17 protein-coding genes and 1 tRNA gene are annotated in these 17,374 nt (G+C 70.1%); 6 read left to right on the top strand and 12 right to left on the bottom strand.

The window, feature by feature from the left end; all coding sequences use genetic code 11:
* Positions 1-32 precede the first annotated feature (32 nt).
* Entirely contained in the window at positions 33-677 is a 645-nt protein-coding gene (locus tag ACQP0N_RS03370) for an FMN-dependent NADH-azoreductase (protein ID WP_355049042.1), read from the bottom strand.
* Positions 678-759: 82 nt separating this feature from the next.
* On the opposite strand from ACQP0N_RS03370, the gene ACQP0N_RS03365 reads away from it, so the two are divergent.
* A complete protein-coding gene (locus ACQP0N_RS03365) occupies positions 760-1,242 on the top strand; it encodes a MarR family winged helix-turn-helix transcriptional regulator (RefSeq protein WP_433117487.1) in 483 nt (160 codons plus the stop codon).
* 10 nt (positions 1,243-1,252) lie between these two features.
* Here ACQP0N_RS03365 and ACQP0N_RS03360 read toward each other — a convergent pair whose 3' ends face one another.
* A complete protein-coding gene (locus tag ACQP0N_RS03360) occupies positions 1,253-2,263 on the bottom strand; it encodes a potassium channel family protein (protein WP_433117486.1) in 1,011 nt (336 codons plus the stop codon).
* A gap of 177 nt (positions 2,264-2,440) precedes the next feature.
* Here ACQP0N_RS03360 and ACQP0N_RS03355 point away from each other — a divergent pair, with 177 nt between their 5' ends.
* The 4 genes from ACQP0N_RS03355 (at position 2,441) to ACQP0N_RS03340 (ending at position 5,144) form a co-directional block, all read left to right on the top strand.
* Entirely contained in the window at positions 2,441-3,028 is a 588-nt protein-coding gene (locus ACQP0N_RS03355; RefSeq protein WP_433117484.1) for a helix-turn-helix domain-containing protein, read from the top strand.
* A gap of 135 nt (positions 3,029-3,163) precedes the next feature.
* Entirely contained in the window at positions 3,164-3,763 is a 600-nt protein-coding gene (locus ACQP0N_RS03350; RefSeq protein WP_355049046.1) for an ATP-dependent Clp protease proteolytic subunit, read from the top strand.
* A gap of 55 nt (positions 3,764-3,818) precedes the next feature.
* Positions 3,819-4,586: a hypothetical protein gene (locus ACQP0N_RS03345; RefSeq protein WP_355049047.1), complete on the top strand. Its 768-nt coding sequence runs from the start codon at positions 3,819-3,821 to the stop codon at positions 4,584-4,586.
* 177 nt (positions 4,587-4,763) lie between these two features.
* Complete coding sequence (locus ACQP0N_RS03340; protein WP_433117481.1) at positions 4,764-5,144, top strand: VOC family protein; 381 nt, start codon at positions 4,764-4,766, stop codon at positions 5,142-5,144.
* 66 nt (positions 5,145-5,210) lie between these two features.
* Here the strand turns inward: ACQP0N_RS03340 and ACQP0N_RS03335 are convergent, their stop codons facing one another.
* The 8 genes from ACQP0N_RS03335 to ACQP0N_RS03300 form a co-directional block, all read right to left on the bottom strand.
* The gene (locus ACQP0N_RS03335) at positions 5,211-5,753 is read right to left on the bottom strand and encodes a hypothetical protein (protein ID WP_433117479.1); all 543 of its coding nucleotides are present in this window, start codon (positions 5,751-5,753) and stop codon (positions 5,211-5,213) included.
* Positions 5,754-5,761: 8 nt separating this feature from the next.
* Positions 5,762-6,946: an ABC transporter permease gene (locus ACQP0N_RS03330; protein ID WP_433117476.1), complete on the bottom strand. Its 1,185-nt coding sequence runs from the start codon at positions 6,944-6,946 to the stop codon at positions 5,762-5,764.
* Positions 6,943-7,668, bottom strand: coding sequence for an ABC transporter ATP-binding protein (locus ACQP0N_RS03325; protein WP_433117474.1), 726 nt, complete (start codon positions 7,666-7,668; stop codon positions 6,943-6,945). The genes ACQP0N_RS03330 and ACQP0N_RS03325 overlap by 4 nt, the downstream gene beginning before the upstream one ends.
* Positions 7,665-8,888 (bottom strand): efflux RND transporter periplasmic adaptor subunit, encoded by a 1,224-nt coding sequence (locus ACQP0N_RS03320; protein ID WP_433117472.1) that lies wholly within the window; start codon positions 8,886-8,888, stop codon positions 7,665-7,667. The genes ACQP0N_RS03325 and ACQP0N_RS03320 overlap by 4 nt, the downstream gene beginning before the upstream one ends.
* A 64-nt stretch (positions 8,889-8,952) precedes the next feature.
* On the bottom strand, positions 8,953-10,383 hold the full coding sequence (locus ACQP0N_RS03315; RefSeq protein ID WP_433117471.1) for a sensor histidine kinase: 1,431 nt from the start codon (positions 10,381-10,383) through the stop codon (positions 8,953-8,955).
* Between the two features lie 47 nt (positions 10,384-10,430).
* The gene (locus ACQP0N_RS03310; protein WP_433117469.1) at positions 10,431-11,153 is read right to left on the bottom strand and encodes a response regulator transcription factor; all 723 of its coding nucleotides are present in this window, start codon (positions 11,151-11,153) and stop codon (positions 10,431-10,433) included.
* Between the two features lie 58 nt (positions 11,154-11,211).
* Positions 11,212-12,465 carry an efflux RND transporter periplasmic adaptor subunit gene (locus ACQP0N_RS03305; protein ID WP_433117468.1) on the bottom strand — a complete coding sequence of 418 codons (1,254 nt, stop codon included), beginning with the start codon at positions 12,463-12,465 and terminating at the stop codon, positions 11,212-11,214.
* A gap of 904 nt (positions 12,466-13,369) precedes the next feature.
* Positions 13,370-13,445 (bottom strand) — tRNA-Arg (locus ACQP0N_RS03300).
* Positions 13,446-13,864: 419 nt separating this feature from the next.
* Between ACQP0N_RS03300 and ACQP0N_RS03295 the strand changes: the two genes are divergently transcribed.
* Positions 13,865-15,484 (top strand): serine/threonine-protein kinase, encoded by a 1,620-nt coding sequence (locus tag ACQP0N_RS03295; RefSeq protein ID WP_433117466.1) that lies wholly within the window; start codon positions 13,865-13,867, stop codon positions 15,482-15,484.
* 65 nt (positions 15,485-15,549) lie between these two features.
* Here the strand turns inward: ACQP0N_RS03295 and ACQP0N_RS03290 are convergent, their stop codons facing one another.
* Positions 15,550-16,437 carry a helix-turn-helix transcriptional regulator gene (locus ACQP0N_RS03290; RefSeq protein WP_433117464.1) on the bottom strand — a complete coding sequence of 296 codons (888 nt, stop codon included), beginning with the start codon at positions 16,435-16,437 and terminating at the stop codon, positions 15,550-15,552.
* Positions 16,438-16,554: 117 nt separating this feature from the next.
* Positions 16,555-17,232, bottom strand: a complete 678-nt coding sequence (locus tag ACQP0N_RS03285; RefSeq protein WP_433117462.1) for a CGNR zinc finger domain-containing protein — start codon at positions 17,230-17,232, stop codon at positions 16,555-16,557.
* Positions 17,233-17,374 lie beyond the last annotated feature (142 nt).

Here is a 17,374-nt window from a genome sequence, read left to right as displayed (position 1 = left end):
GGGCGGCCGCTCTCGTTGTGTCGGGTGCCGTCTCAGCGCTGGGCCGAGGCCGGTGTCCACAGGTTGTCGATCTCCTTCTCGGCCGACGCGAGGCTGGCCTCGTGCAGCGGAATCAGCTCGGCCATCGCCGGCACGGTGGGCGCCAGGGTCAGTTCCGCGGTGATGAAGCGCGGCTCCAGGCCGGTCATCGACAGGCCGTGCGGCAGCCACTGCTCGGCGTGGTCCCAGCCGTGCCGCGGGGTGCCCTCGCCGTAGCCGCCGCCCCGGGTGGCAACCACCACGAACTCACGACCGCTGAGCAGGCCCTCCTGCGTCGTCGGGTCGTAGGTGAGGCCGGCGACGATCAGGTGGTCGACCCAGGACTTGACGCTGCTGGGGGCTCCGAAGTTGTAGAGCGGCAACCCGAGCAGGACCACGTCGGCCCGCTTCACCTCGTCGACGAGGCGCTCGCTGAGTTCCCAGGAGTCGCGCTGGGCGGGGGTGTGCTGGTCCGGCGGCGTCATCCGCGCCAACCCGCCGTCGGAGTCCAGGTGCGGCAGCGGCTCGGCGCCCAGGTCGCGGTAGGTCACCGTGCCGTCGGGGTGCGCCGCGCGCCAGGCCGCGGCGGCCCGGGCGGTGAGCTGCCGGCTGACCGACCAGTCACCCCGGATACTCGAATCGATATGCAGCAGGTTCATGATTCCTCCTCCAAGGATCGTCTGTGGTGCACCAACTATTTATAGCAGGCAGATGTTCCACAGCGTCGGTAGACTGGGTCACATGTCCGCCCTGCCGCTGGATCCCTCGGAGCACCGCTCGGGTGCCCTGCTGGACCACCTGGCGCGCCGGATGCGACTGCGGGCGGAGTCGGTGCTCGCGCCACTGGGCCTGCGACCGCGGCACCTGGTCGCGCTCACGGTGCTGCGCGCGGGCGGCGGCATCAGTCAGCAGGCGCTCGCGAGCACCCTGGAAATGGACAGCACCAACATCGTTGGGCTGCTCAATGACCTCGAAGCGAAGAATCTCGTCGAGCGGAGGCGGTCACCGCAGGACCGTCGGCGGCACGTGGTCGAACTCACCGAAGATGGTGCGAAAAGCCTCAAAGAGGCCGAATGCGCCCTCGCGGGCGCCGAGGACGAGGTGTTGGGGGCGCTGGGGCCGGCCGAGCGGGAGACGCTCTACGAGTTGTTGCGGCGAGCCGCCACCACCACGCCAATCCTCTGCACCGAAGCCATCAGCGAGGTGGACGCGGACGCCTGCTGACGCGCGTCCGTCAGACCGTGGCCGTGGACGGGCGGTCGTCGCGGACGTGCACCAGCATGTCGCCGGTCTCGATCACCGCGCCGGCCTTGTCGGCCAGGGTGACCACCTTGCCGCGCCGCACGAGGGCGATCACCAGTGATTCCAGCTCACGCGGTGAGCGACCCACCTCGTCGCGCTCCGCCGAGCGCATCGCCAACGCCATCCCCTGCCCCGGAGTGAGCAGATCCTCCACCACGTCGATCAGCGGCGGCGCCGAGGTCGAGAGACCGAGCAGGCGGCCGGCGGTCGCCGAGGAGACGATCACGTGGTGCGCGCCGCTCTGCTTGAGCAGCGGGGCGTTCTCCGCCTCGCGGGCGGCCGCGATGATCCGGACCTGACCGGCGGTGAGTTGCCGAACGGTCAACGCCACCAGCACCGAAGCATCGTCGCTGTCGGTCGCGATGATCACTGCCTTCGCGTGCCGGACGTGCGCCTCGTTCAACACCGAGGAACGGGTCGCCGAGCCCTCGATCGCCACCAGCCCCGCCGAGGTGGCCTGCCGCAGTGCGGCGGTGCTGCGCTCCACCACCACGATCCTCGACCGGTCCAGGCCGTTCTCCATCAGGGCGTTGACCGCGCTGCGACCCTTGGTGCCGTAGCCACAGATGATGACGTGGTCCTTCACGGTTCTCCTCCACCGCGACAGGCGACGGCCGGTCCGGTACTGCTCGGTCAGGACTTCCAGGGTGGTGCCGACCAGGATGATCAGGAAGAGCACCCGGGCCGGGGTGACGAACAGGACGTTGACCAGCCGGGCCGACGGCGCGGCGGGGGTGATGTCCCCGTAGCCGGTGGTGGAGAGCGAGACCACCGCGTAGTAGAAAGAATCGAGCAGGGTGAGGCCGTCCTCGTTGACGTCGCGGTAGCCGTCCCGGTCCAGGTAGACCGCTGCCACCACGGCGAAGACCAGGCCGAGGGCGGCCGCGAGCCGCAGGCTCAGCGCGCTCAGTGGGCCCCGGCGCTGCGCGGGAAAATGGATCACCGTCGAACCTGCCCCGCCGCCGTCGCCTGCACGTCCACAACATAGCGGGTACGCGGCGCTCCGCACGCCCGGGCTACGACGACGGTCGACGCGACACGCACGGGTCGGCCCCGACCGGCGGCAACCGGCATGATGATGAGAGGGGTCCCCGACGACGACCGCGAGAGTGAGGTCCGCATGTCGTTGCTACGACGAGTGATCGGCGGGGTGCTGCGCCGGCTACGCCAGGGCCAGGGCCGCACCCTGCGCGAGGTGGCCGAGGCGGCGGGCGTCTCCGTGCCCTACCTCTCCGAGGTCGAACGCGGGCGCAAGGAGGCCTCGTCGGAGGTCCTGGCGGCGATCTGCCGAGCCCTCGGCATCCAACTCTCCGACCTGCTCGAGGCGGCCCGCGACGACCTGCGCCGAGTCGAGCGTCGCATCCCCGCCGCGCCCCGGGCCGCTCTGGCCCGGCTCGAACAGGTGCCCGCGCCACGTAACGAGACCCGCCCCGCATTCCGAATCGGCTTTCAGCCCGGTGGGGCGACGCCACCCGTGGCCGCCGCTCCGGCCCCCGCACGGCAACCGGCCGGGCCGGTGCTGCGGCTGGGCGGGCCGATCCTGCACGTCGGCGGTCCAGCCTCGCCCGTCGGGTCGACTGTCGGAGGGGCGGGGCTGCGAGTTCGACTGATCGCCTCCGCACCGGCCGGGCGCCCCGGTCCGCGTACCTCCAAGATGCTGGCCTGCCGCCGGGCCCGGACGGGCCGGCGGCGGTTGACCCGGGTGTAGGCCGGCTGGGTTCTGCCCTGGGCCGATCTGCCGGCGGCAGAATCCCTGGGCCGCGACCGCCGCCGCGCGCACGCTGGAGGAGCCGGTTCCCCAGGCGGTTCCGCCGCCCGCCGGCAGCGCGGAAGGCGGCGACACATGATCGGGTACGACGTGCGGATGCTGGACAACGGTCAGCCGACCTTCGGTGACCAGGTGTTCGAGCGGCTGCTACGGGAGCGGATCATCTTCCTCGGAACCGAGGTGACCGACGAGTCGGCCAACCAGATCTGCGCGCAGATCCTGCTGCTCGCGGCCGAGGACGCCGACCGCGACATCTACCTCTACATCAACTCGCCGGGCGGCTCGGTGACCGCGGGAATGGCGGTCTACGACACGATGCGCTACGTCCGCAACGACGTCGCCACGCTGGCGCTCGGCCTCGCCGGCTCGATGGGACAGTTTCTGCTCTGTGCCGGAGCGGCCGGCAAGCGGTACGCGCTGCCGCACTCACGGGTCATGATGCACCAGCCGTCCGGCGGGATGGGCGGCACCGCCTCGGACATCACCATCCAGGCGGAGAACATGCTGCACGTCAAGCGCACCATGCAGGAGTTGATCGCCCAGCACAGTGGACGCACCCTCGACGAGATCCAGCGCGACTGGGACCGGGACCGTTGGTTCACGGCCGAGCAGGCCCGGGAGTACGGCATCGTCGACCGGGTGCTCACCCACGCCGAACAACTGCCGGCGGATTGACCCACCGTGTTGGCCGGGCCCCCCAGAGTGGACCTTCTTGGTTAGGGTCACGTCTATGCGTCGACTGATCCCTGTCCTCTCGATTGCCCTCGCCGCCGCCCTCGTGGCTGGCTGCGACACCACTTCCGGTGACACCGGAGGGTCCGGACCATCCTCGGCTCCCACCACGCCCAAGCTCGAACCGGCCGCCGCCGTCCGGCAGGCCATGGAACGCAGCCTCGCCGGCACGGTCACCATGGACGCCTCGGTCAAGGCCGGTGGCCAGTCGGTCAGCCTCAAGGGCAAGGTCGACCCCGCGGCCAAGGCGATCCACGTCACCGGGACCGCGCCGGAGCCGATCGAGGCCCGGCTGATCGGCGACGTCGCCTACATCAAGTCGGACTCGCTCGACGGCGAGAAGCCCTGGATGAAGATCGATCTGAACAAGCTCCGGCCGACCAGCTCGCTGCGCCAGTCGTTCGACCTCAAGGCACAGACCGGCCTCATCGGCGGCGTCGTGGTCGCCCAGGAGGTCAGCCCCGGCCACTACAGCGGCACCGCCGACCTCAACAAGGCCGCCGAGACCGCCAGCACCGACGGCGGCATGCGCGAGGGCCTCGAATCGACCGCCAAGCTGGCGAAGGAGCCCCAGGCGATCCCCTTCGAGGCGACCGTCGACGCCGACGGCCGGCTCACCGCCCTGTCCTACACGATCGCCACGAAGAGTCTCGGTGACCTCGTCACCGACATGAAGATGAGCGGCTTCGGCGAGAAGGTCACCGTGGCCGCTCCGCCGGCCGCCGACACCGAGGCCGCCTCCGCCGAGATGTACAAGTTCCTCTGACCCCTGCGGATGACGAGGTGCCCTCCGGGACGGCCCGGAGGGCACCGTCGCACCAGCCAGGCGAGGGGCGGCCGCTCACCCGTCCGGTACGATCGCGAGCCTGGTCGCCCTGCCGGGCCACCATGAGATCCGCGTACGGTCGCCCGGCAGTTCCCGTGGTGAGAGTAGGTTCCGCCAATGGCATGCCGTATCGGTGAACTCGTGCTCAAGTGCCGCGACCTCGACGCGCTGGCGCGGTTCTGGTGCGAGGTCCTCGACTTCGTGGAGCTCGACCGCGAGGAGGGGGTCTACATCGAGGTAGGCCCTCGCGAAGGGTTCGGCGGCCCGCAGCCGACGATCTTCCTCATCCGCGACGACGAACCGAAGAACGGGTCTGCCCGGCTGCACATCGACGTCAACCCCACCGACCGCGACCAGGACGCCGAGCTCGAGCGCCTCCTGGCCACCGGGGCCAGGCCGATCGACATCGGCCAGCCTGCGGACGCGTCCTGGCATGTCCTCGCCGACCCGGAAGGCAACGAGTTCTGCCTGCTCAAGCGCCGCCTCGACCCGCTCTGACGCTCCTGGCCCACCCGGTCGAGGCGGCCGCCACCCGTCGCCCGCCTGCCGGGGGTCATCGGCGGTTCACTTCGGCTGTGACGTGACCGACGTAGCGGTCACCGTGCCGTCTGCTCCAGCGATGCCCTGCACGGTCACGGGCTGGCCGGCTCTGATGTCGGAGAGCTTGCCCTTACTGGCGACGGCAACCGAGGTCTTGCCGTCGGTCTTGACGGCGACCACGTCACCGTCCGCCGTCTCGACGTAGATGGTGGTCCCGTTGACCAGCTTCACCGTTCCGGCGGTTCCCGATGCGGCCCTGGGAGCTGCGGAGGTGGGTGCCGCGCCGCCGTCGGGGCGGCTGTTGCCCGAGCCGAAGCCACCCTGGCCTGCGCGCTGCCCGCCGGCCGGCCGATTCCCGCCGCCGGCCTCAGCCGACACACCGCCATAGCTCTTCTGCACCTGCAGGCCAGCCGCGAACCCGCCGACCAACAGCACGGCCACGGCCAGGATCACGGTGGCCCGGTTCCACCAGCGGCGCGGGGCCGCCTTCGCCAATTCGCTGGCCAGGCCGTCGCCTCCTTGCGCGTCGCCCGGGACCCTCTGGAGCACGGCGGTGTCGTCGTTCATGATCGTCCTTACTCGTAGCGCAGGGCGTCGATGGGACGCAGGCGGGCGGCGCGGGCGGCGGGCAGGCCGCCGAAGAACAGTCCGATGGCGATAGACACGCCGAGCGCAAGCGCAACCGAGCTGGGCACGATCACCGGCTTGACACCGACGATCTCGAAACTGCTGCCGACGAGCGCGGCCGCGACGCCAAGAGCGCCGCCGATGACGCTGAGCAGAGTCGCCTCGATCAGGAACTGCGTCAGGATCGTCCGGCGGGGAGCGCCGAGCGCCTTGCGGATGCCGATCTCGCGGGTCCGTTCGGTCACCGTCACCAACATGATGTTGGTGATGCCGATGCCGCCGACCAGCAAGCTGATCGCGGCTACTGCGCCGAGCAGGGTGGTGAACGTGTCGGCGGTCTCCGTCTGGGTCTCCAGCAGCTGCGACGCGTTCTGGATGCGGTACGAAGTGGCCGCCCCCAGCCGCTGGTTCAGGATCGCCGATACCTGCGACTGGACAGAGTCCACCTTTGCCGGCGAGACGGCTTCGACCAGGATCGAGTTGATCGGGCCGTAGCCGGTGAGCACCTGACGGACGGCGGTTATCGGCGCCACGGCTGTGTCGTTGGCGTCTTGCAAGCCCGTCGAGCTCTTCTCCTTGAGCACCCCGATCACGGTGAACAGCGCCCCGCCGACGGTGACCTGTTGATCGATCGGGTTGGTGACGCCGAACAGTTCCTCGGCGGCGGTCGAGCCCAGCACTACCACGCGCCGGCCCTGAACCTCGTCGTCGGCGCTGAACGCCGAGCCCTGGCCTACGAGCGTGTTCGACGCGGTGAACCAGGTCGGCGTGGTGCCGATGAACGACCCGACCTCGTGGTCGGCACCGTCGAAGGTGAGCGTCGCCGAGCTGCTGACGACCGGCGACACCGACCTCACGTCGGGCGCCTGCACCGGATCGACGAGCGCGTCAGAGGTCTGCAGGGTCAGAGCGGTGTTCGTCGAGCCGCCTCGACCGGCGCTCATCACCGTGATGGTGTTGGTGCCGAGCGCCTCGATCCGGTCGCTGATCGCCTTGGCCGAGCCGTTGCCGACCGCGACCAACAGGATCACCGCGGCCACGCCGATCAGGATGCCGAGCATGGTCAGCGACGACCGCAGCTTGTTCGCGGACAAGCCGCGCAGCGCGAACCGGACAACTTCGTAGAAGGTCATCGCAGCTGGGCCCCGACCGGCGGCTCGTGTAGCGCCGACTGCCGCACGTCGGTGACGATCCGGCCGTCGACCAGGCGGATCAGCCGTTTCGCCCGGTCGCCGACCTCGGACTCGTGGGTGATCAGCACGATCGTCCGGCCGGCCGTGCTGAGCTGGTCGAGGACGCCGAGCACGTCGTCGGTGGAGCGGCTGTCGAGGTTGCCGGTCGGTTCGTCGGCAAGGAGCAGGGCCGGCTCGGTGACCAGTGCCCGGGCCACTGCGACCCGCTGCTGCTGGCCGCCGGAGAGTTGGTTGGGCTCGTGGCCCGCCCGGTCCGCCAGCCCCACCACGTCGAGGGCGGCGAGGGCCCGGCGGCGCCGTTCCCTGGGTTTCACTCCGGCGTACGCCAAGGGAAGCTCGACGTTGGCGAGCGCCGTCGTGCGAGGAATGAGATTGAACGCCTGGAAGATGAAGCCGATGAGCCGGTTACGGGCCAGAGCGAGCTGACGGTCGGCGAGCCGACTGACGTCCACCCCGTCGAGCAGGTAGGTGCCGGAACTGGGCACGTCGAGTGCACCGAGGATGTTCATCAAGGTCGACTTGCCCGATCCGGACGACCCCATGATCGCCACGTAGTCCCCGCGTTGCACGCTGAGTGACACCCCGGCCAGGGCGTGTACGGTGGCCTCGCCCTCGCCGTACACCTTGGTCAGATCCCGTACGTCGAGGACTGGCGGGGTCATCGCCGACCCCCGGTGCCGCCGGGGAAGCCTCCGCCGCCCGCCGGCCCGCCACCGAAACCGCCGCCGGGGAAGCGACCGGTGCCGGCGCCGCCGGTGCCGGTGGTCGTCGAGGCGGATTTCAGTGCCACCTGCTCGCCGACCTCGACCCCGGAAGTGATCTCGGTTGCCGCGTCGCCTTCCAGGCCGATCTCCACCGCTCTGGTCTCTTGCCGGCCGTCGGTCAGCACCGTGACCGTGTGCCGGTTGCCGGCCGTGGTCACCGCGGCCGAGCTGACCATGACCGCGTCCTGCACGCTGCCGGTGGTGACCGCGACCGAGACGGTCTGCCCAACTTTGGCGCCAGCCGGCACCTTGCCGAGGGTGAGTGTCACGCCGTAGGTGACCACATTGTTGGCGGTGGTGGCGGACGGGTCGACAGCGCTGACTGTGCCGGTCGCCGTGGTGCCGCTGAGCGCGTTCCAGGTGATCGTCGCCGCCTGCTTCTCCTTGATTCTGGTGGCGTCAGCCTCGGCGAACGCGGCGGACACCTGCAACTTCGTCAGATCGGCCAGGTCGATGAAGCCGGTGGACGTCGAACCTGAGGAGGCTGACGAGCCGCCGGACGACGTACCCCTCCCCTGCGGCGTGGAGCCCGCGGGTGAGCCGCCGGCCGACGAGCTGCCCGAGGCCGAGCTGCCCGACGACGAGCTGCCCAGCGTGCCGTTGACCGCCACCACCGTTCCGGCCATCGGCGCCTTGAGGACGGTGCCGGCCACCGCCGCCTGCGCCTCGGTCACCGCGAGCTGAGCCTGCGCGACCTCGTTCTCCGCGGCAGAGGTGTCCGATCCGGCCTCCTGGGCCCGATCCAGCGAGTCCTGGGCGGCGTCCAGGTCGGCCTCGGCGGCGTCCAGGCCACGCTGCGCATCGGCCGGGTCCACCCTGGCGAGCACCTGGCCCTTCTTCACCGCTTGACCGACCTTCACGTTGATCCCGGTGACCGTGCCGCCGGTGACGAAACTGGCGCTCGCCGTGCTCGCACTCTCCACGGTGCCGTCCGCCGTCACGGTTTTCGTCACCGTGCCGACCTGCACTGGCACGGAGCGGACCGCGCCGTTCGCGGTCGGGGTGGTGTCCGGCCCTACGAGGCTCTGGTACGCCCAGAAACCCACACCAATGAGAGCGACGCCGAGGATGGCATTGACCACCACCGAGGGATGTCGCAGGTTGAGACGCGCTGGCATACGGCTACTCTGGCCGCGGGTGCTGGGAGCAGCTTCGAGGGAACCTCGGAGATGGCTTGGAACCTCACGCCGCTTCGTCCACGGCTGGTAGCAGCACGCGGAACACCGTGCCGCCGTCGACCGGTGAATCGAGTTCCACCCACCCGCCGTGACTGTGCACGATCGTCGCCGCGATCGACAGGCCGAGCCCCGAGCCGCCTTCAGCGCGCGTACGGCTGACGTCGGCACGGTACAGCCGCTCGAAGACCCTGTTGGCGTGCTCGGCGGGTATCCCGGGGCCGTCATCGCTGACCTCCAGCACCGCGAGCGGACCGTGTCGCAGGTCCGGCGACCCGGACAACACGCTGCCTCGAGACGGCCTTCTGGCCGGTGTGCAGCCCACCCGCACGGTTACCCGGGCGCCTACGGGGGTGTGCCGTAGCGCGTTGGCGACCAAGTTCGTGGCGACCTGCCGCAGACCGTGCTCGTCGCCCAGCACCGTGGCCGGCTCGAACGTGTCACTGTCGTCGTCGAGCCCGGCAAGCCGCACCGGGCGCTCCGGCGTTCGCGCATGGGCGTCCCGGATGGTGTCCGCCGCAACCTCCAGCAGGTCCACGCGGCGCAGCGTGGGCGGCCGCTGCCGGTCGAGCCGAGCAAGCAGGAGAAGGTCCTCGACCAGCACGCCCATCCGGGCCGCCTCCGACTCGATCCGGCTCATCGTCTCGTTCAGCGCCGGGCCGGGCGGAGCACCCCCACGGCGGTACAGCTCAGCGAATCCCTGAATGGAGGTCAGCGGCGTGCGCAGTTCGTGCGACGCGTCCGCGACGAATTGCCGTAGCCGCTGCTCGGAGGCGGTGCGCGCACCCACTTCGGACTCGATTCGGGTGAGCATCGAGTTGAGCGCCAGGCCCAGCCGACCCGGCTCGGTGTGCGGATCGTCTGGAACGCGGCTGGAGAGGTTGCCGGCGGAGATGGCCGTGGCGAGTCGTTCCATCTCGGTCAACGGCCGCAGCCCGAGCCGCACCACGAACGCCGCACCCAGTCCGAGCAGCGCCAGCACCAGCACGGAGACACCTCCCTCGATGAGCATCAGCTGCTCGGTGGTCTGGTGCACCTCGGCGAGTGACAGCCCGATCAGGGCAGCGCCGCCGGTCTGCGCGTCACGTACGCCGATCACCCTCCAGTCGGTGTTGCCGTCCGCGGCGGCCAGCGTGAACGGTCCGCCGTTGACTGCGCTCAACGCCGGGGCCAGCGGCCGTCCGGGGTCGGCCGTCGAGCTGCGCTGCGGGTCCAGCGTGCCGTCGGCCCGGTACACGTAGATGATTCGGTCTGGGCCGAGCCGGGAAACCCGGGTGCGCGGGGGTGCGGCGACCGAGGTCGGCCGCCAGTCAGCGGCGAACGGGCGCGTCATGCCGCGTAACTGGTCGTCGATCCGCCCCAGCTGATATTCGCGGATGAGTACCAGTCCGGCGACGTCTGCGATGAGCAGACCCACCGCGGCGAGTGCGCCGACCACCAGAACCAGGCGTGACCGAAGCGTCCAATGCCTCCAGCGCTCGAACTTCACTCGTCCCCGCGCGGCAGCCGCAGGGCGTACCCGACTCCGCGGACCGTGTGGATCAGCGGAGGGCCCGAGCTGTCGATCTTGCGGCGTAGGTAGTAGACGTATGACTCGACGATGCGTCCGTCGCCGCCAAAGTCGTACTTCCAGACCCGGTCCAGAATCTGCGCTTTGCTCAATACTCTGCCCGCATTGATCAGCAGGTATCTGAGCAGGTTGAATTCGGTCGGCGACAGCTCGATGTGCCGGCCGCCGCGGCGCACCTCATGGGCGTCCTCATCCAGTTCGAGATCGGCGTGACGCAGCACCCGTCCGGTCACGTCGGCCTCGGGCTGGGTACGCCGCAGGATCGCGCGGATTCGCAGCACCACCTCTTCGAGGCTGAACGGTTTGGTCACGTAGTCGTCGGCGCCGGCGGCGAGCCCGGAGATCCGGTCCTCCACCGCGTCACGAGCTGTCAGGAACAGCACGGGCACTTCGCGTCCGGCAGCCCTGAGCCGGCGCGCGAGCTCGATCCCGTCGAAATCCGGCAGCGTCACGTCGAGCACTACCAGGTCTGGATCGAACTGCTCGACGGCAGCCAACGCCTGTTGCCCAGTGCTCGCCACCCGCACCTCGAACTCGACCAGCCGCAGTGTCGCGCTGAGCAACGCGGCGATATTCGGCTCGTCGTCGACGACGAGCACGCGGGCGGTGGCTACGGAGGTACGGGTTTGAGACAGCACTGCAATGGTGTATCCAGGCCAGCTGTGAGCTCGCTATGAATTCGGTAAGCGCCCGCTGTCACCACGAACGGGCGACCACGTCCCCTTCGGCGAGCCCCGAAGTCACCTCGGTGTATTGATCCCCCCGCAGCCCGATGACGACTTTCAGCGCTACGCCGTCCTTCTGCACCGTCGCGGTCGTTCCCGCCACATCATGCACAGCAGTGCTCGGCACCCTCAGCACGTCGGCCTTCGCGCCGGTGGTCACCCGGACCGCCGCACTCTGGCCCACCAGCAGTTGGGTTGGTGCCTCGCGGAAGGCGAGCAGCGCTCCGTAGCGGACCATCGTGCCGTCGCTCGTGCCGATGGGATCGACCTGCACGACGGTGGCTGCGAAGTGTTGGCCGGGTCGGTCCGCGAGGGTCACTACGGCATGCTGGCCGGTGGCGAGCCGGTCTGCGTCAGCCTCCGGGAAATCGGCATCGATCTGCATGTCGTACACGTCTGCCAGGGTGATGAAGGCCGAGCCGGCGCTGACCTGGCTGCCTACCTTGCCCGCGACGCTCAAGATCCGCCCGGCGATCGGGGCGGTGATGGTGGTCCCGGAGAGCGCGTCCTCAGCTTGCCGCAGCACGGTGGTCGCCTGGGTGACCCGCTGCCGTGCGCTGAGAACGGGGTCGCCGTCCTGTCCTTGCTGCGGGCGGTCCGCCGCGCAGGAGCCACCGGATCGGGGAGCCGGAGTAGTCGTTCGGGGAGCCCCGGTGGTGCTCCGAGGAACCGAGGTGGTTCGGCCGGGCGCGGCGGTCGCGGTCGGGCTCGGACTGCTCGGGGGTGGTCCGCTCCGCGTGGGGCCGGGTGAGGCGCTTGACGACCGGGGAGCGCTGGACGCAGCGTCCGCCTCGGCGAAGACGGCGACCACGTCCACCCCACAGTCCGTCGGCTTATCGGCGCGCGATTCGGCCTCGTCCAAGGCGTCCTGAGCGTCCTCGAGAGCTGCCCGTGCGTTAGTGACAGCTTTGTCCGCGTCCGTGTCGTCAACCGTCGCCAATTTCTGCCCTGCGGTCACCGTCGTGCCGGCACGCACCGCGACGCTGTCGACCGTGCCTGCCACGGTGAACGAGAGGCTGCGTGTCTGGGCCGGCTGAACCGCCCCGGTCGTCGCCACCTCGGTACTTACCTCGCCTCGGTCAGCCGCCACGTTAGCCGGCCCGGTCGGCCCCGTAGCCGAGTCGGCGGTCAGTGCCCGCGCCACCCCATAGCCGAGCAGTGCCAGCACGACCACGGCCACTGCGGCCCCGATCAAGCGGCGGCGTCCGGTCAGTGCTTCACCCATGTTTCGAAACTGTCGCCGCCCGGCCTCGCGGGCGGCTCGGATCTGCCTCGGAGTTCGCTTGGAACGCGAAGCTCCGAGCCGATTCCGAGGTTAAGGCGAGCCGGCAGCGAGGTCCGGACGATTGGCTGGTGCGAGTACTTCGGCCGATGAGATGAGGCACCGTGCGTACAGTTTCCCGGTCGCATCGCCGCTTGGCGGCCCTGTTCCTGGCGTCCGCTGCGATCACGTTGACCGCAGCCTGCGGGGGCGGCTCGGCCGACGAGCCATCAGACAAGGAAAGCGGTGGGGCCAACGCCTTCGCCGCTTATACCGCCTGCATGGCGGACAACGGTGTGACCATCACGATGCCTTCCGGTGGCCCGCGTTCGTGGCCCTCTGCCGGCGCCTCTCGAGGACCACGCCCGTCCCGAGCCGCGACCCCTCGACCGTCCGGTAGTGCGGGGCCGCGTGGAGGCGCCGCTTTCGGTGGCGCAGGATTCGGTAAGCCCGCCGGCGTCGACGACGCGACCTGGCAGAAGGCGCAGGAAGCATGCTCCTCACTGCGTCCCACCGCCGGCACGGGCAACGGCAACCGTCCCGGCGCGAGGGGGCGGAACGCCGCCTACGAGAACTGCCTCAAAGAGAACGGGGTCACGCTGACTGACGGCCAGCCGACCGGTACCGATGCGGTCACGCAGAAGGCTTTGCAAACCTGCGCCGTCCTTCGTCCGAACGCGAGCGCCTCCCCGCCCGCGTGAAGACGCCGCGCCGGTGCTGCCGCATCCCCGTAGTGGCGGTACCGGCACGGTTTGCCCCGTACCGCACTTTTCGCTCTGAGGCTCGCCGTACTTGAGCCGAGGGACCTCGTTTGAGGCCGCGGCAGGAGCGCGAGCCTGTGCGCAAGATCAGGTGATCTATGTTCGCCTGGTGCCCCCGGCAGGATTCGAACCTGCGACACACGGTTTAGGAAACCGATGCTCTATCCCCTGAGCTACGAGGGCGCGAGGGCACAGTCTAGCGACCTGGGGGTTCACCTGGGGTGGCAGGGAGTTGCCCACCTTCGCCCGCGTTCCCCAGACCCGCGTTCGCCCAGCCCAGGACCATAGATGGAGCACACGAATCCCGGTTTGCGACCGGCGGTCGACGCGGTGACCCGCGTTGGCACCGGGTCACCCCGGTTAGCATCCGCTGGAGGAGTCTCTACGCGAGCCGCACAGGGCCCGCGGTCGACGGCATCGGCTGATTCGGCCGCTCGCCGCGGTGGCCACACCCGAGACACCCCGGCTCTGCCCGGACGTGGATGGCATCGACGACGTTGGGTGGGCGGACGATAGGCTGCGGTCGGCGTCCGACTGACCTAAGGGGAACGGGTGATAGGCGGAACGGTTCGCGTGGTGGTCGCGGTCTGCGGGCATCGGGCGTGAACGTCGGGCTGCGTCCCGGTGACCCGGCCCGCCTCGGCGGTTACGACGTGTTGGACCGGCTCGGCGATGGTGGCATGGGAACTGTCTTCCTGGCCCGCTCGCCGCAGGGACGGCGGGTGGCGGTCAAGGTCGTCCGTCCGGAACTTTCGCACGACGAGGAGTTCCGGGGCCGATTCCGTAGCGAGGTGAACCGCGCGCGCCAGGTCCCACCGTTCTGCACCGCCGAGGTTCTGGACGCGGACCCGGACCACGACCCGCCATACCTGGTGGTGGAGTACGTCGAGGGCCCCAGCCTGGCCCAGGTGCTCCGGGAGCGGGGGCCGCTGGGGGCGGCGCAGCTACACAGCATCGCGGTCGGGGTGGCTACCGCGCTCACCGCCATCCACAGCGCCGGGGTCATCCACCGGGACCTGAAGCCGGCGAACGTCCTGGTGGCGCCGGGTGGAATCAAGGTCATCGACTTCGGTATCGCCCGAGCGTTCGAGGCGACGAGCCAGCACACCCGGACCGACCAGATGGTTGGAACCGTCTCGTACATGGCTCCCGAGCGGTTGGACACCGCGTCTGGTCATCCGGTGGGCCCGGCTGCGGACATCTTCGCCTGGGGTGCCCTGGTCGCCCATGCCGCGACCGGCCGCAACCCGTTCGGGGGCGACTCCGCTACCGCCACCGCGATGCGGATCCTGACTCAACCGCCGGATCTGACCGGACTCGGTGGGCCGCTGCGGGAGCTGGTCTCCCGGGCGTTGGAGAAGGACCCCGCTGCTCGTCCCACCGCCCGCGACCTGCTCGACGGGTTGTTGACGGCGGGGTACGCGGGAGGTGCTGGGGAGTCGGCCCACCTTCCGGGCGCGGCACCGGCGGCGAGTGTGCCGGCGGCCGCGGGTGGTACCGACCAGGACGGGCGGTCGACGCCACCGGGTCTCGCCGCCGCCGGTCGCCCGGGCTGGGGCCGGCGTCGCTGGCTCACTGCGGGGGGAGCAGCCGCGGCGGTGATCGCGGTATTGGTGTCCGCCTCCGTGTTCGGCCCGCGACTGCTCGACGGCGGGTCCGAACCGGATCACGTTGGCTCGACGTCGACCGGCAGCCCGGCGGCGAGCGCACCGGCGACCACCGCGTCCACGGCCACCTCGGGCACGCCCACCCCGTCAGCGTCGAGGAGCACGGACCCGACCCAAGCGATACTCACCGGTCAGCGGCGAATCCTGCTGCACCTGGTGGAGATCGACCGGGACCTGAAGCTGCCGTTCCACGGCGAGCTCGAGACCGGCGACGGCACCGGCAAGGACGCGCTCTTCGTGCTCGAGCCGGTCGGGGTCGACTTCATGATCAAGTCCTTGAATCCGGACATCGGCCACCGACCGTGCCTCGGGGTCAAGATCGATTCAAAGCAGTACGCGTCGCTGGTGGGAGCCGAGTGTTACGCCTCCGCCGCAACCGTGTTCGCGCTGTCCCGCGAGGGCAAGGACGACAAGGGACGCACCTCCTACTCGATCATCAGTGACGAGTACGGGGTGGTGCAGTGGAGCCCGACCAAGAAAGCGATCTACGTCGAGCATCTTGGTGACGCCCCGATCGACACGACGTTCAGCCTGGTCGACCGGGGCGCGGCCTGACCGACGGGGACGGATCAGCGGCGCGGCAGGGTGGCGGTGGACGCTACACCGTCGGAGCGGTGGTGTCAGTCGCGCAGGGCAGCCGGCTGGACAGCGCCGGCACGGGTGGTGACGGCACCGTGCACGAGCAACGTCATCGCGGCGTGGGATGCGGAGCCGGGCTCGGTGGTGGCGACCACGACGGTCTGGCCGTCCTCGGTACGCAGGGTCTGCTGCGTCACGTCCATCGCGCCGACCAGCGGGTGACGCATCTGGTAGACGGTGTCGCCGCCGGCCTTCACGCGGTGGTCGGCCCACCTGGTGGCGAACTCCGGACTCCGTACCGTCAGCTCGCCGACCAGCGCGGCCATCAGCGGATCGTCCGGGTGCTGCCCGGAGGCCATCCGGAGCGTCGCCACCACCGCGCGGGCCTTGGTGGGCCAGTCCGCATACAGGTCGCGGGTGTGGGCGTCCAGGAACACCAGCCGCGCCATGTTCACGTACTGGCCCGGCCGCTCGGGGATCTCCCGAGGCAGGTGGCCGGCGAAGAGGGCATGGCCTGCGGTGTTCCAGGCCAGCACGTCGGCCCGGCGGCCGAGCACCACCACCGGTACGTCCCCGAGCACCGCGACGAGCTGGCGGACCGCTGGGCTCACCCGCTCCGGAGTCGGGCGACGCGCGGCGGGCCGGCGGCGGGTTCCCGCCGCGAGCTCGCCGAGGTGGCGGCGTTCCGCGTCGTCGAGCCGCAGCGCCCGGGCGAGCGCGTCGAGCACCTCAGGAGAGGCGTTCACCGCCTGGCCCTGCTCCAACCGGGAGTAGTACGAAACGCTCACTCCCGCCAACAGGGCCAGTTCCTCCCGGCGTAGTCCGCGAACGCGCCGCCGCTCACCGTACGTCGGCACGCCAGTGTCCTCCGGGCGCAGCTGAGAGCGCCGGGCCTGGAGGAAGTCGCCGAGCTGTCCTCTCGCGTTCATGACTCGAAGTATTGCCAGCCCTGCCTGCGCCAACCACTCCCTGGCAGTGGTAGGCACCGCATGGCGAGGCCGACCAACGGGCCGCGCAGCTGCGGCGCATGGCCCGTCGACCGATGCCTACGAGGGCGAGGATCGGGCTGCCCGGCGGCGCTCGGTGAGCCGTCGCGCCTTCACCACGTTGCCGCAGTCAGCCATGCGGCACCAGCGACGGGAACCGTTGCGGCTCTGGTCGAGGAACAGCCAGCCACAGCCACCCTCAGGCACCGGGCAGCGGCGCACCCGGGTCAGATCGGCGGTCAGCATGATGTCGAAGGCGGCCTCGGCGGTCCGGTCGGGCACCAACATGGCGGGCACCGTGCCATAGGCCAGCCGCACCTGCGACGAGCCGAGCACCAATCTCGCGCGCGCGGCCGCGCCCGACCAACGCTCGTGCAGTCCGACCAGCGCGGCACCGGCCGCGACGGTGTCACCGTCCGCGTCGGTGTCACCGGCCGCGTCGGTGTCACCGGCCGCGTCGGTGATGGCCGCGAGCAGCACGAGGTGGAGTCCTTCACGGATGTCCCGCACGGCGGTGAGCCCCGCGTGCGCCGCCGCCGGCTCGTCGTGCCACGCCCGGTCGACCTGGTCGGCCTCCGCGTCGCTGATCATCCCCACCCGGACCGACCAGCTCAGCAGGGCGGAGCTGTCGGACAGGAAGTCGTGCGGCGGCGAGTTGCCGCCTCGTTCAAGGGTGTTGACCAGGTCGAGCGCCGGGTGCCCGCCGACCAACGGTAGCTCGGACACATCGAGGGGCATGCCGATGAGGCTACCACCTATACATATTAAGACGGTTGCCCTACGTGCGACCTCACTCCCTCGCCCTGCGACAACAGAGAGCGTCTATGGCTTCACGCTACCGCCTAAGCATGGTTAGCTGGAATCAAATGACGACCTGTGA

The organism is Micromonospora sp. CA-246542 (assembly GCF_050942905.1).
Taxonomy (GTDB): Bacteria; Actinomycetota; Actinomycetes; order Mycobacteriales; family Micromonosporaceae; genus Micromonospora.
The sequence above is the reverse complement of the archived record's forward strand: the minus strand, read 5'-3'. Positions and strand labels throughout refer to the sequence as shown.

Excerpts from the sequence above, each read along its gene's own strand:
- ACQP0N_RS03355 (WP_433117484.1), top strand. The coding sequence starts at position 2,441 with ATGTCGTTGCTACGACGAGTGATCGGCGGGGTGCTGCGCCGGCTACGC.
- ACQP0N_RS03365 (WP_433117487.1), top strand. The coding sequence starts at position 760 with ATGTCCGCCCTGCCGCTGGATCCCTCGGAGCACCGCTCGGGTGCCCTG.
- ACQP0N_RS03370 (WP_355049042.1), bottom strand. The coding sequence starts at position 677 with ATGAACCTGCTGCATATCGATTCGAGTATCCGGGGTGACTGGTCGGTC.
- ACQP0N_RS03350 (WP_355049046.1), top strand. The coding sequence starts at position 3,164 with ATGATCGGGTACGACGTGCGGATGCTGGACAACGGTCAGCCGACCTTC.
- ACQP0N_RS03285 (WP_433117462.1), bottom strand. The coding sequence starts at position 17,232 with ATGCCCCTCGATGTGTCCGAGCTACCGTTGGTCGGCGGGCACCCGGCG.
- ACQP0N_RS03290 (WP_433117464.1), bottom strand. The coding sequence starts at position 16,437 with ATGAACGCGAGAGGACAGCTCGGCGACTTCCTCCAGGCCCGGCGCTCT.
- ACQP0N_RS03325 (WP_433117474.1), bottom strand. The coding sequence starts at position 7,668 with ATGACCCCGCCAGTCCTCGACGTACGGGATCTGACCAAGGTGTACGGC.
- ACQP0N_RS03305 (WP_433117468.1), bottom strand. The coding sequence starts at position 12,465 with ATGGGTGAAGCACTGACCGGACGCCGCCGCTTGATCGGGGCCGCAGTG.
- ACQP0N_RS03345 (WP_355049047.1), top strand. The coding sequence starts at position 3,819 with ATGCGTCGACTGATCCCTGTCCTCTCGATTGCCCTCGCCGCCGCCCTC.
- ACQP0N_RS03340 (WP_433117481.1), top strand. The coding sequence starts at position 4,764 with ATGGCATGCCGTATCGGTGAACTCGTGCTCAAGTGCCGCGACCTCGAC.
- ACQP0N_RS03330 (WP_433117476.1), bottom strand. The coding sequence starts at position 6,946 with ATGACCTTCTACGAAGTTGTCCGGTTCGCGCTGCGCGGCTTGTCCGCG.
- ACQP0N_RS03320 (WP_433117472.1), bottom strand. The coding sequence starts at position 8,888 with ATGCCAGCGCGTCTCAACCTGCGACATCCCTCGGTGGTGGTCAATGCC.
- ACQP0N_RS03335 (WP_433117479.1), bottom strand. The coding sequence starts at position 5,753 with ATGAACGACGACACCGCCGTGCTCCAGAGGGTCCCGGGCGACGCGCAA.